Below are 11,655 nucleotides of genomic sequence, written 5' to 3' on the forward strand. Positions count from 1 at the left end.
CGGTTGGGATCGAAGCCGCCCACTTTTATCCACAGAACGCGATTGATCCACAGGCCGCGCGTTGGGCGGCCTTTTGGCGCCGTTCCGGTCGGACGCGGTGCTTAACGTCGCGGGCATGGTCACTCAGACACCGGTCGATCGGGCGCAGCGCCGGCTGGCCGCGCAGCCCGGCGACGCGACGGACCCCGACGCAGAGCCCGACTCGAACGACGACACCTCGCTGTCGCGGTGGTTGCCCGACGCCATGCCTGGCAAGTCGGGGTGGCTCGCGACGGTGCGGGCCGACCCCGGGCGTGCGGGCGTCATCGCGCTCGCCGTGGTCGGCGTGGTCGCGGTCCTGGTGACCGTCATCGCAGTGCTCGGCGATGACAAGCCGCCGGTGACCGCGGCGAAACTGCCACCCGTACAGATGGTTTCGTCCTCCGTGCCTGGGACGCCCGCGCCCGCGGCCAAGGCTGAGGACGTCGTGGTCAGTGTGGCGGGCCTGGTTCACAAGCCGGGGCTGGTGACGCTGCCCGCCGGCGCCCGCATCGCTGACGCCGTCACCGCAGCTGGGGGAGCGCTGGCGGGAGCCGACCTCGTCGGGCTGAACATGGCCCGCAAGGTGGCCGACGGGGAGCAGATTCTGGTCGGCATCACCGCGCCGTTGGGTTCGCCCGCGGTGATGCGTAGTTCGGCGGGCGCGACGTCGGGGCCACCGGAGAAGGTGCCGCCCGGCGACGGAAGAGGCAGTGGTGCACAAGGACCCGTTGATCTGAACACCGCGACGGAGGAGCAGCTCGACGGTCTGCCCGGCATCGGTCCGGTCATGGCGAAAGCGATTGTGGCGTGGCGTGGTGCCAACGGCCGGTTCGCGAGTGTCGACCAGTTGGGCGAGGTCGACGGCATCGGGCCGGGCCGGCTGGAGAAACTGCGTGCCCTGGTCAAGGTGTGACGGCCAGCCCCGCGCCGGATGTCCCCGGCATCGACCTGCGGCTGGTGCCGGCCGCCGTGACGTGCTGGACGGTGACGGCGGCCGGCGTGTGGTGGGGGCCGTGGGCGGCGCTGGCGGCGGTGGTTGTTGCGGTGGCGGGCACCGTGGGAGTCGGGCTGTGGATGGGCTCGGTGCGCTGGCCCGCGGTGCTCGCCGTGGCGGCGGTGGGTGCGGCATTCGCGATTGTCGCGACGGTGCGGGTACACGCGGTCGACACCCACCCTTTGGCGGCGCGGTTCGGCACGACGGTGACGGTGACCGTCACGCCGTCGGAGTCGCCGAAGACCATCCAGGGTGGCCGCCTCATGTTCGCGGCGTCGTTGCAGAGGCTTCAGGAGGCCGAATCATCCGGGCGGGTCATGGTTTTCGCGCCGGCCGTCGGGTATTCGGAGGTCGGCGTGGGCCGCCCGATGGCGTTCCGGGCCAGGGTCACCCGGCCGAAGCGGCGCGACCTGTCGGTGGCGGTGCTGGCCGCCGTGGGCGCGCCCCGGTTCGGGACAGCCTCGACCGGGCAGCGCGCGGCGGCACACGTGCGGGCCGAATTCGGCGAGGCCGCGCGACTGGCGTTGCCGCCCGATCAGGCCGCGATGCTCCCTGGTCTGGTGCTCGGTGACGTGTCGGCGGTCGAGTCGGACACGACGGCCGCGTTCCGCCGGGCGGGGTTGACGCACTTGACGGCGGTCTCGGGCGCGAATGTGACCATCGTGTGCGGCGCGGTGCTCCTCAGCGCGGCGTTGGTGGGTCCGCGGATGGCAGTGGCGCTGGCCGCGGTCACGCTGTTCGCGTTCGTCGTCATCGTGCAACCTTCGCCGAGCGTATTACGGGCCGCGGCAATGGGTTCGGTGATGTTGCTGGGCATGCTGGTGCATCGGCGGCGGCAGGCGATCCCCGCGTTGTCGGCCAGCGTGCTGGTGCTCATGGTGCTCTCGCCGGCGCTCGCGGTGGACGCGGGCTTCGCGCTGTCCGTGGTGGCGACGGCGGGCCTCGTGGTCATCGCGCCGGGATGGTCGCGCCGACTGGTGGGCCGCGGTTGGCCGAAGCCGCTCGCCGACGCCGTGTGCGTCGCCGTTGCCGCACAACTCGTGACGGCGCCGTTGGTAGCGGCGATCTCGGGTAGCCTCAGTCTGGTCGCGGTGGCGGCCAATCTCCTTGTCGCCCCGGTTATTCCACCCATCACGATCCTCGGCACCGCGGCTGCGGCGGTGGCGTGGTGCTGGCCGGCCGCGGCGCAACTGTTGATCCGGTTCACCGGACCCGAACTGTGGTGGTTGTTGCATGTCGCGCGGCGGAGTGCCGCGGTTCCGGGCGCGGCGGTGAGTGTCCCGTCAGGTTGGGGCGGCGCGCTGCTGCTCGGCGCGACGACAGTGGGCGGCGCGCTGCTGCTGGCCGCGTGGCGCCGGCGACGGGGAAATGCGATCCGGCCATGAACTGGCGCGTCGCGTAGCAGAATTATTGACGTGGATGACGATCCGGCCGGGTCCGTGGCAGCGGCAGTTGCGGCGCTCGAAGCGGCGGGCGTCGGGACCCTGATCGGCACCGTGGTCAATGCCGCAGGCCTGACACAGGTCAAGGTGGTTCCGCTGAACCGGGTGGCGGTTTTCGCCGAGCATGGGTTGGGTACCAGCCCGACGTGGCACGTCTTCGCCATCGACCAGGCCGGCATCGTGGTGAGCGATGAGATCGGTGTGGTCGGGGACCGGCTGGTCCGTGTTGACCTGACGGGGCGGGCCCTCTTGGGGGACGGCCTCGCCTGGGCGCCAGGTGCGTTCTTCACCCAGGACGGCAACGCGGACCCGTACTGCGGTCGCGCTGTGCTGCAACGGGTTACGCAGCGATTGGCCGCGGCCGGGCTGACGGCCGTGGTCGGGCACGAGGTGGAGTTCGTGCTCGTCGGCTCCGACGGCGCGCAGCTGCCGGCCAACCTGTGGGCGCAGTATGGGCTGGCCGGCGTGCTCGAATTCGAGGGTTTCGTCCGGGACGTGATGGACGCGGCCGCCGCCGCAGGGTTGTCGATCGAACAGTTCCATCCCGAGTACGGAGCCAACCAATTCGAATTCTCGCTGTTGCCCCGCGATCCGGTGGCCGCCGCGGACCAGCTGGTGCTCGCGCGCGTCATCATCAGCCGCGTCGCCCGCCGCCACGGCCTGCGCGTCAGCCTGTCTCCGGTGCCGTTCGCCGGCAGTGTGGGTTCCGGTGCACATCAACACTTTTCACTGAATCGTGACAGTGTGCCGGTGTTCTCCGGTGGCTCAGGGGAGCGCGGTATGACCGATGCCGGCGAGTCGGCCATAGCGGGGCTGCTAGCCGGTCTGCCTGACGCGCAGGGCGTGCTGTGTGGCTCGATCGTGTCCGGTCTGCGAATCCAGCCGGGAAGTTGGTCCGGCGCCACCGTCTGCTGGGGCACCGAGAACCGGGAGGCCGCCGTGCGCTTCGTCAGCGCCGAGTCCGGAAATCCGCATGGCGCCAACGTCGAGGTCAAGATCGTCGACCCGTCGGCCAATCCGTACCTGGCGTCGGCGACCATCCTCGGCCTGGCGCTCGACGGCATCACCCGCGAACTGCCGCTGCCGCCCGAGGTCACCGTCGACCCCGGGTCCCTGAAGCAAGCCCAGCGCGAGCACGCCGGCGTGGTGACGCTGCCGGCGAAGCAGCCCGAGGTGCTCGATGCGCTGCGGCACAGCGCCGTGGTCCGCGACATCCTCGGGGACGCGCCGATCGACGCCGTGCTGGGTGTGCGCGGCTACGAACAGCAGAACTACGGCGGCCTGTCCGACACCGAACTGGCCGAGAAGTTCCGGCTGGCGTGGAGTGTGTGAGGGTTCAGTTGTCCAACGGCCCGGTGAGGAAGTCGTCCAGCGCTTCACCGAACGGCGCGATTTCGAAGTCAGGTTCGTAGTAGGTGATTGCTTGTCCTGCTGGGAGATCCGGAGAGACATACAGGGCAGTTTCGTCATTGACGCCGGTGAGGAATATCAAGCGTTGGGTGCCGGGGAACGGCACGTCTTCGAACCATTCGATGATCTCGTTGGTGTCGGGCGGCTGAAACCAGCGGGCTGCGAGTGTGACCATGCCAGACGGCGAAACCAATCCGTTGGACTCGCCGTCGAATGTGGCGTAGCCGGCGTGAACCTGGCGTAGGAATGTTTGTACCGGCGTGGGGAGGGTTGCGAAGAAGGGGGGGTCGATGTCTCCGAAGGTGCGAGGATCATCACCCGCCCATACACGTAGTTCTCCTTCGTCGGTGCGCAGGACGTAGTCGAGAGAGGGTGCGCTGTAGTACCTGTGCTTGGCCACTCGCACGTCGACGAGCGCAGTCTGCAGCGAGTGCGCATAGCGCGGGATTAATGCGAGGAAGTCCGCGTTCCACAATTCCAGGGCCGCGTGTTTCCGTTCGTCGGGGTCAGTAGATTCGGCCACGGGCCACCAGGCTTCGGGAATGAGCTGCCGCGTCGTTGCCCCTGGTTCAAGAATCCGAACCTCGCTCAATTGCCAGTCCGCGACTGCGGCAATGAGAGTTTCCTCATCGATGCCAGTCATGGTCCCCTCCCTGGCATCACCAATCGCGCATTGCAACCCTAACCCGGTATTCGCAACCCGCACTGCGCTGATTGTCTGCCCGCCATGAAACGATCAACGGGTGAGTGGATCGACCGAGGCGTTGCATCTGGTGTTGGGCGACGAGGAACTGCTGGTCGAGCGGGCGGTGGCGGACGTACTGCGGAACGCGCGCAAGCAGGCCGGCAACGACAACGTGCCGGTCGACCGGCTGCGGGCCGGTGACGTGTCCACCAGCGAGCTCGCCGAGCTGCTGAGCCCGTCGCTGTTCGCCGAGGAACGTGTGGTGGTCCTCGAGTCTGCCGCCGAAGCCGGCAAGGACGCCGTCGCCCTCATCGCCGACGCGGCAGCCGACCTGCCGGGCGGCACCATGCTCGTCGTCGTGCACTCCGGTGGTGGCCGCGCGAAGGCGCTGGCCGATCAGCTGAAAAAGCTTGGCGCCGAGGTACATCCGTGCGCGAAGATCACCAAGGCCGCCGAGCGCGCCGACTTCGTGCGCAAGGAATTCCGGTCGTTGAAGGTGAAGGTCGGTGACGACGCCATCAATGCCGTGCTCGACTCGGTCGGATCGGACATCCGCGAACTGGCGGCGGCGTGCTCGCAGCTGGTGGCCGACACGGGCGGTCAGATCGATGCGGCGGCGGTACGGCGCTACCACTCCGGTAAGGCGGAGGTGAACGGGTTCGACATCGCGGACAAGGCGGTTTCGGGCGATGTCAGTGGTGTCGCCGAGGCGTTGCGCTGGGCGATGGCCGGCGGCGTGCCGCACGTGGTGCTGGCCGATGCGCTGGCCGAGGCCGTGCACTCGATTGCGCGGGTCGGCGGTCAGTCCGGTGACCCCTACCGGTTGGCGGGGGAGTTGGGGATGCCGCCGTGGCGCGTGCAGAAGGCGCAGAAGCAGGCGCGGCGCTGGAACCGGGACACCGTGGCCGAGGCACTGCGGGTGGTGGCGGCGCTGAACGCCGACGTCAAGGGTGTGGCGGCCAACGCCGACTACGCGCTGGAGTCGGCGGTGCGGCGCGTCGCCGAGTTGGCCGACAGCTAGTCCGGACACAACAAAACCGCGGCCCGGTGAACGGGCCGCGGTTTCGCGAAAGCTACCGGCTCAGATCAGAGCTTGTTGAAGGCCAGGGTCAGCGCCGACTTCTTGTTGGCGGCCTGGTTCTTGTGGATGACACCCTTGGTGGCGGCCTTGTCCAGCTTGCGGTTGGTGGCGACGAGCAGCTCGCCGGCCTTTTCCTTCTCGCCCGCCTCGACGGCCTCACGGAAACCGCGGATGGCCGTACGCAGCGCCGACTTCACCGACTGGTTGCGCAGACGTGCACGCTCGTTGGTGCGGATGCGCTTTTCCTGCGACTTGATGTTGGCCACGCGTGTCGTTCCTTCTAAATCTCAATTTGGGCATGCACGGGGACGAGCATGCTCGGTCTTAAGTCTGCGCTCTTCGCCCGTCAACGGGCAGCGACTGTTCAGGTTACCAGCGTCCATGCGAAAACCCCAAAGCGCGGCATGCGCGCACTGGCCGGCGACGACCCCGAGCATATCCGTGAATGCCAAGTTGCCCTGCCGAAACTGCCAGGTTGATGCAGCATGTCTGCCATGAGCCCACGGACATCGCACAGTGGTCCCGCGCGGACGCGGCCGACCTCCCCAGGGAATCGCTACGACGGTGTGTTCGACGGCTACGACGACGTCGACAGTTATGCCGCCGCGTACGACGAGATGTTCGACGCCCAGGGTGCCGTCCGGGGTCTCTACAAGGGCGTCTTCGCCGAATTGGCGCCATCGGACACGTCCGAGCTGGCAGCCCGGTCGGAAGCGCTCGGCCGCGCGTTCACCGACCAGGGCATCACATTCTCGCTGTCCGGTCAGGAGCGGCCGTTTCCGCTGGACCTGGTGCCCAGGGTCATCTCGGCCGCCGAGTGGTCGAAGCTGGAAAAGGGCATCAAGCAGCGGGTCAAGGCGCTCGAGATGTACCTCGACGACGTCTACGGCGACCAGGAAATCCTGCGCGACGGGGTCATCCCGCGCCGGCTGGTGACCTCGTGCGAGCACTTCCACCGCGAGGCCGCCGGGATCGTCCCGCCCAACGGCGTCCGCATCCACGTCGCGGGCATCGACCTGATCCGGGACGACAAGGGCGACTTCCGGGTGCTCGAGGACAACCTGCGCTCGCCGTCGGGGGTGTCCTACGTGATGGAGAACCGGCGCACCATGGCCCGCGTCTTCCCCAACCTCTTCGCGACGCACCGGGTGCGGGCGGTCGGTGACTACTCGTCGCACCTGCTGCGGGCGCTGCGCAACGCGGCGGCGTCGAACGAAGCGGACCCGACTGTGGTGGTCCTCACCCCGGGCGTCTACAACTCGGCCTACTTCGAGCACTCGCTGCTGGCCCGGCAGATGGGCGTCGAGCTGGTCGAGGGCCGTGATCTGTTCTGTCGCGACAACGTCGTCTACATGCGGACCACCGAAGGCGAGCGCCAGGTGGACGTCATCTACCGCCGCATCGACGACATGTTCCTCGACCCCATGCAGTTCCGGCCCGACACGGTGCTCGGCGTCGCCGGGCTGCTCAACGCGGCCCGCGCGGGCAACGTCGTCATCTCCAGCGCCGTGGGCAACGGTGTCGGCGACGACAAGCTCGTCTACACCTACGTGCCGACCATCATCGAGTACTACCTGGGCGAGAAGCCTCTGCTGGCGAACGTCGACACCTACCGCTGTTGGCTCGAGGACGAATGCGAGGAAGTGCTCGACCGCATCCGCGAGCTGGTCATCAAGCCCGTCGAGGGCTCGGGCGGCTACGGCATCGTCTTCGGACCGGACGCCACCGAGAAGGAGATCGCCGCGATCTCGAAGAAGGTCCGCGCCGACCCGCGCGGGTGGATCGCCCAGCCCGTCGTGCAGCTGTCGACGGTGCCGACGCGCATCGGCGACAAGCTGGCACCCCGGCACGTCGATCTGCGGCCCTTCGCGGTCAACGACGGTGACGACGTCTGGGTGCTGCCCGGCGGCCTGACCCGCGTCGCCCTGCCGGAGGGCTCGCTGGTCGTCAACTCCAGCCAAGGTGGCGGCTCGAAGGACACCTGGGTGCTGGCGTCGCGGGCGTCGACCGCCACCCACGAGCTCGGCGCCGCCGAAGTCGTCCGCTCCCTGCCGTCCGCCGGGCAGGCCGCCGACGAGGGACCCCCACAGCAGGCCGTCCAGACTGCCCATCAACAGCAGCAGCAACAGCAACAGGCGGTGATGTACTGATGTTGGCGCGTAACGCGGAATCGCTGTACTGGATCGGCCGCTACGTCGAGCGGGCCGACGACACCGCCCGCATCCTGGACGTCACCGTGCACCAGCTGTTGGAGGACTCGAGCGTCGACCCCGACCTGGCATCGCGAACCTTGTTGCGGGTCCTCGGGATCGAGCCGCCGGCGGCACCGCTGGACATGTGGTCGCTGACCGACCTCGTCGCGTTCGGCCGCGGTGACGCGCAGAACTCGATCGTCGAGTCCATCTCGGCGGCCCGCGAAAATGCCCGCGGCGCACGCGAAGTCACGTCCACCGAGATGTGGGAGTGCCTCAACACCACCTACAACGCCCTCGCCGAACGGGAGCGGGCCGCCAGAAGGCTTGGGCCGCACGAGTTCCTGAGCTTCGTGGAAGGCCGCGCAGCGATGTTCGCGGGCCTGGCCGACTCGACGCTGTCGCGCGACGACGGCTACCGCTTCATGATGCTGGGCCGGGCGATCGAGCGTGTCGACATGACGGTGCGCCTGCTGCTGGCCCGCGTCGGTGACAGTGCGTCGTCGCCCGCGTGGGTGACGGTGCTGCGCTCGGCCGGTGCCCACGACACCTACCTGCGGACCTACCGCGGCGTGCTCGATGCCGGCCGGGTCGTCGAATTCATGTTGCTGGACAGGCTGTTTCCGCGGTCGGTGTTCTATTCGCTGCGGCTGGCCGAGCGGCATCTGGACGAGCTGCACAACCGGCCGCATGACCGCATCGGTGCCACCGGTGAGGCGCAGCGCCTGCTCGGCCGGGCGCGGAGCGAGTTGGAGTTCCTGCAGCCGGGCCTGCTGCTGGACTCTCTGGAGGATCGCCTGGCGGGTCTGCAACGCAGCTGCCGGGAAATCGGAGAAGCATTGGCGCTGGAGTACTTTCACGCGGCGCCGTGGGTCGCGTGGACGGACGCGGGCCACCCGGTATCGGTTATCGAAGAAGGTGAAATCTGATATGTGGCGGCTCAGAGTTGTCCATGCCACCGGGTATGCCTACAAGTCGGCGGTGACGGCGTCGTTCAACGAGGCCCGTCTGACGCCGCGTTCGGACTCGCGGCAGAACGTCGTCCTCAACCGCGTCGAGACCACGCCGGCCACCCGGTCGTACCGGTACATCGACTACTGGGGCACCGCGGTGACGGCCTTCGATCTGCATGCGCCGCACACCGAGTTGGAGGTGACGTCGTCCTCGGTCGTCGAGACCGACAAGGGTGAAATGCCCGCGGAACTGGTCACGTGGGACGACCTGGCAGGCGCCGGCGTGCGGGACCGGTTCGACGAACTGCTCGTCCCGACCCGGTACACGCCGGTCAGCAAGCGGCTGCAGCGCGTCGGCCAGCGGATCATGAAGTACTACGACCCGCAGGAGGCCGTGATCGCCGCGGCGAACTGGGTCAACACCGAGCTGGACTACGTCCCGGGCACGACGGGTGTGCACTCGTCCGGGCTGGACGCGTTGCGTGAGGGCAAGGGCGTCTGTCAGGACTTCGCGCACCTGACGTTGATCCTGCTGCGCGGCATGGGGATTCCGGCCCGGTATGTGTCCGGTTATCTGCACCCGCAGCGCCGGGCGGAGGTCGGCGACACCATCGAAGGCCAGAGCCACGCCTGGGTGCAGGCCTGGACCGGCGGCTGGTGGGACTACGACCCGACCAACGACGTCGAGATCAACGAGCAGTACGTGACCGTCGCGGTGGGGCGGGACTATGCGGACGTCACCCCGCTGAAGGGCATCTACTCGGGCGAGGGTTCCACCGACCTGGACGTCGTCGTGGAAATCACCCGGCTCGCTTGACTTTCGCCGCGCACTCTCCGTCGCCGACTACCATGGATGTGAGGTGGATCACGATCGGAGGCGGGCGATGCGGATCGCGGACGTACTGAGCAACAAGGGTGCCGCGGTAGCGACCATCGCCCCGGAGACCACGGTGTCGCAACTTCTGGCCAGTCTCGCGGCGTTGAACATCGGTGCCATGGTGGTGGTCGGAGACGACGGATTGGCCGGCATCGTGTCCGAGCGCGACGTCGTGCGGGAGCTGCACAAGCGCGGCGGTGGCCTACTGGGCCAGCCGGTTTCGGAGATCATGACGACTGTCCTGGCGACGTGCACACCGCGCGACACCGTCGACCACCTCGTGGTGCTGATGACGCAGAACCGGGTGCGGCACGTGCCCGTCCTCGACGACGGCCGGCTGGCCGGCATCGTCAGCATCGGCGACGTCGTCAAGACGCGGATGGAAGAGCTCGAGACCGAGCAGCAGCACCTGCAGGACTACATCACCCAGGGCGGTTGACTTTCCCGTCACCACTTCCCGCGAGCGGCCGTGTCTGCACGGCGACACGCCGAGTTCGCCGGGCAATTCGGGGGCGCTCACCGGCGGCGAACGGGCGCGAATTGTCGGCGGCGCCTGCACCGGCGGGACGATTCACGGCAAGCTGGCGGCATGCGTGAAATTCAGACCCGGGCGGCCACCCGCTCCGACATCGGCGGCTTGTCGCACACCCTTGCCCGCGCATTCGCCGACGACCCGGTGATGACGTGGATGCTGCCCGACGATGGGCTGCGCCGACGCCGGCTGCCACGCCTGTTCACGGCGCTCACCAAGTACCAGCACTTGGGCCACGGCGGCGTCGAGGTGGCCTTGTCGGGGGACGGCATCGGCGCGGCGGCGTTGTGGGATCCCCCGGGCAAGTGGCAGCAGACGCGCGGCGCCGAGCTGCGGGCCGTGCCCATGATGCTGCTGACGTTCGGCACCGCGGTGCTGCGCGGCCAGGCGGCCGCGGAGCTGATGAAGAAGCACCACCCGGAGGAGCCGCATTGGTACCTCGCGGTGATCGGCAGCGACCCGACGGTGCGCGGCGGCGGGTACGGGCAGGCCCTCATGCGGTCCCGGCTGGACCGCGTCGACGCCGAACATGCCCCGGCCTATCTGGAATCGAGCAACCCGGTGAACGTGCCGTACTACGAGCGGTTCGGGTTCGAGGTCACGGGCGAGATGACGCTGCCGAACGGTGGGCCGAGCCTGATTCCGATGTGGCGTCCGGCGCGCTGAGCCCGCTCAACGCGCGGTCAACGCACGCTCGACGGGCACGAGCGGCCCCTGATTGCACGCCAAAAGCGGCGTGTCGCCGTACAAACACGGCCGCTCGCGGGAAGGGGGCTAGCGGGAAGGGGCGGCTCGCGGGAGAGGGGTGGCTCGCGGGAACTAGCGCCAGGAGTAACTGGCGCGGAGGCGGGCGGCGATGATCTCGAACTTCTCGCGGTCGAGGATCGCGCCTTCGCGGCGGATGCCTTCCTCCGGCACGTCGAGCACGCGGTCGAGGCGCACCCAACTGGCGCGGCCTTCGTAGTCCCAGCTGCCCGAACCGATGCCCACCCAGTCGGCGTCGCCCTGGTGGCGGTCCTGGCTGGACAGCATCAGCCCCAGCAAGGTGCTGCGGTCGCGGCCCACGACCAGCACCGGACGGTCCTTGCCGCGCGTCGGGTCGTCTTCGTAGACGACCCAGGTCCAGACGATCTCGCCCGGGTCGGCCTGGCCGTCCAGGTCGGGGGAGTAGACGATACGACGGGCGCGGTGCGCCGTGGGGACGATGGTCTCGGTGATCGGGCGCCCGGCGGTGATGGCCGCCTGGGTTTCCGTCGGGACGGCGCCGAGCGCCGTCAGGCCCACCTCGATGCCGAACCGGATGCCCTGCTGAATGGTCCGGGACAGCCCGTCGGGCTGCTGCAAGGTGCGGATGAGCTTGGGCGCCTCGTTGAACACCAGTTGTTCCGCCAGACGCTGGAACGTCCTCCACTGCGACGCCATGGCATCGAGCATAGGGGAGTTTCCGGGCCGCGATTTAGTCGCCGGG

General features: G+C 68.6%; 12 protein-coding genes. 9 read left to right on the forward strand and 3 right to left on the reverse strand.

Going from position 1 to position 11,655, the window contains the following annotated elements:
• Positions 1-115 precede the first annotated feature (115 nt).
• Genes ACJH7A_RS00405 through ACJH7A_RS00415 form a run of 3 tightly spaced genes read left to right on the forward strand, consistent with a single transcriptional unit; the run spans position 116 to position 3,789 of the window.
• Positions 116-934: a ComEA family DNA-binding protein gene (locus ACJH7A_RS00405; protein ID WP_406784465.1), complete on the forward strand. Its 819-nt coding sequence runs from the start codon at positions 116-118 to the stop codon at positions 932-934.
• Positions 931-2,400, forward strand: coding sequence for a ComEC/Rec2 family competence protein (locus ACJH7A_RS00410; RefSeq protein ID WP_346414388.1), 1,470 nt, complete (start codon positions 931-933; stop codon positions 2,398-2,400). Before ACJH7A_RS00405 ends, ACJH7A_RS00410 begins: the two co-directional genes overlap by 4 nt.
• A gap of 30 nt (positions 2,401-2,430) precedes the next feature.
• Complete coding sequence (locus ACJH7A_RS00415) at positions 2,431-3,789, forward strand: glutamine synthetase family protein (protein WP_318985510.1); 1,359 nt, start codon at positions 2,431-2,433, stop codon at positions 3,787-3,789.
• Positions 3,790-3,793: 4 nt separating this feature from the next.
• Here ACJH7A_RS00415 and ACJH7A_RS00420 read toward each other — a convergent pair whose 3' ends face one another.
• Positions 3,794-4,510, reverse strand: a complete 717-nt coding sequence (locus tag ACJH7A_RS00420) for a hypothetical protein (protein WP_318985509.1) — start codon at positions 4,508-4,510, stop codon at positions 3,794-3,796.
• A 121-nt stretch (positions 4,511-4,631) separates the two neighbouring features.
• On the opposite strand from ACJH7A_RS00420, the gene holA reads away from it, so the two are divergent.
• Positions 4,632-5,573: a DNA polymerase III subunit delta gene (gene holA / locus ACJH7A_RS00425; RefSeq protein ID WP_346414477.1), complete on the forward strand. Its 942-nt coding sequence runs from the start codon at positions 4,632-4,634 to the stop codon at positions 5,571-5,573.
• A 65-nt stretch (positions 5,574-5,638) separates the two neighbouring features.
• On the opposite strand, the gene rpsT is transcribed toward holA, so the two are convergent.
• The gene (rpsT, locus tag ACJH7A_RS00430; protein ID WP_020102146.1) at positions 5,639-5,899 is read right to left on the reverse strand and encodes a 30S ribosomal protein S20; all 261 of its coding nucleotides are present in this window, start codon (positions 5,897-5,899) and stop codon (positions 5,639-5,641) included.
• A gap of 228 nt (positions 5,900-6,127) precedes the next feature.
• Between rpsT and ACJH7A_RS00435 the strand changes: the two genes are divergently transcribed.
• From ACJH7A_RS00435 to ACJH7A_RS00455, 5 genes are all read left to right on the forward strand, one after another.
• Positions 6,128-7,783, forward strand: coding sequence for a circularly permuted type 2 ATP-grasp protein (locus ACJH7A_RS00435; protein WP_406801268.1), 1,656 nt, complete (start codon positions 6,128-6,130; stop codon positions 7,781-7,783).
• Positions 7,783-8,754 (forward strand): alpha-E domain-containing protein, encoded by a 972-nt coding sequence (locus ACJH7A_RS00440; protein WP_346414391.1) that lies wholly within the window; start codon positions 7,783-7,785, stop codon positions 8,752-8,754. The genes ACJH7A_RS00435 and ACJH7A_RS00440 overlap by 1 nt, the downstream gene beginning before the upstream one ends.
• 1 nt (position 8,755) lies before the next feature.
• Entirely contained in the window at positions 8,756-9,595 is an 840-nt protein-coding gene (locus ACJH7A_RS00445) for a transglutaminase family protein (RefSeq protein WP_064986590.1), read from the forward strand.
• A gap of 67 nt (positions 9,596-9,662) precedes the next feature.
• The gene (locus ACJH7A_RS00450; RefSeq protein ID WP_064860038.1) at positions 9,663-10,094 is read left to right on the forward strand and encodes a CBS domain-containing protein; all 432 of its coding nucleotides are present in this window, start codon (positions 9,663-9,665) and stop codon (positions 10,092-10,094) included.
• Positions 10,095-10,244: 150 nt separating this feature from the next.
• Positions 10,245-10,853 (forward strand): GNAT family N-acetyltransferase, encoded by a 609-nt coding sequence (locus ACJH7A_RS00455; RefSeq protein ID WP_318985507.1) that lies wholly within the window; start codon positions 10,245-10,247, stop codon positions 10,851-10,853.
• Positions 10,854-11,006: 153 nt separating this feature from the next.
• Here the strand turns inward: ACJH7A_RS00455 and ACJH7A_RS00460 are convergent, their stop codons facing one another.
• On the reverse strand, positions 11,007-11,621 hold the full coding sequence (locus tag ACJH7A_RS00460) for a type II toxin-antitoxin system PemK/MazF family toxin (protein WP_318985506.1): 615 nt from the start codon (positions 11,619-11,621) through the stop codon (positions 11,007-11,009).
• Positions 11,622-11,655 lie beyond the last annotated feature (34 nt).

It is taken from the genome of Mycobacterium sp. SMC-17 (genome assembly GCF_045310915.1).
Taxonomy (GTDB): Bacteria; Actinomycetota; Actinomycetes; order Mycobacteriales; family Mycobacteriaceae; genus Mycobacterium.

Bases quoted from the DNA above. Each gene is read 5' to 3' on its own strand.
- ACJH7A_RS00405 (WP_406784465.1), top strand. From the start codon at position 116: ATGGTCACTCAGACACCGGTCGATCGGGCGCAGCGCCGGCTGGCCGCG.
- ACJH7A_RS00420 (WP_318985509.1), bottom strand. From the start codon at position 4,510: ATGACTGGCATCGATGAGGAAACTCTCATTGCCGCAGTCGCGGACTGG.
- ACJH7A_RS00435 (WP_406801268.1), top strand. From the start codon at position 6,128: ATGAGCCCACGGACATCGCACAGTGGTCCCGCGCGGACGCGGCCGACC.
- ACJH7A_RS00440 (WP_346414391.1), top strand. From the start codon at position 7,783: ATGTTGGCGCGTAACGCGGAATCGCTGTACTGGATCGGCCGCTACGTC.
- ACJH7A_RS00445 (WP_064986590.1), top strand. From the start codon at position 8,756: ATGTGGCGGCTCAGAGTTGTCCATGCCACCGGGTATGCCTACAAGTCG.
- ACJH7A_RS00450 (WP_064860038.1), top strand. From the start codon at position 9,663: ATGCGGATCGCGGACGTACTGAGCAACAAGGGTGCCGCGGTAGCGACC.
- ACJH7A_RS00455 (WP_318985507.1), top strand. From the start codon at position 10,245: ATGCGTGAAATTCAGACCCGGGCGGCCACCCGCTCCGACATCGGCGGC.
- ACJH7A_RS00460 (WP_318985506.1), bottom strand. From the start codon at position 11,621: ATGCTCGATGCCATGGCGTCGCAGTGGAGGACGTTCCAGCGTCTGGCG.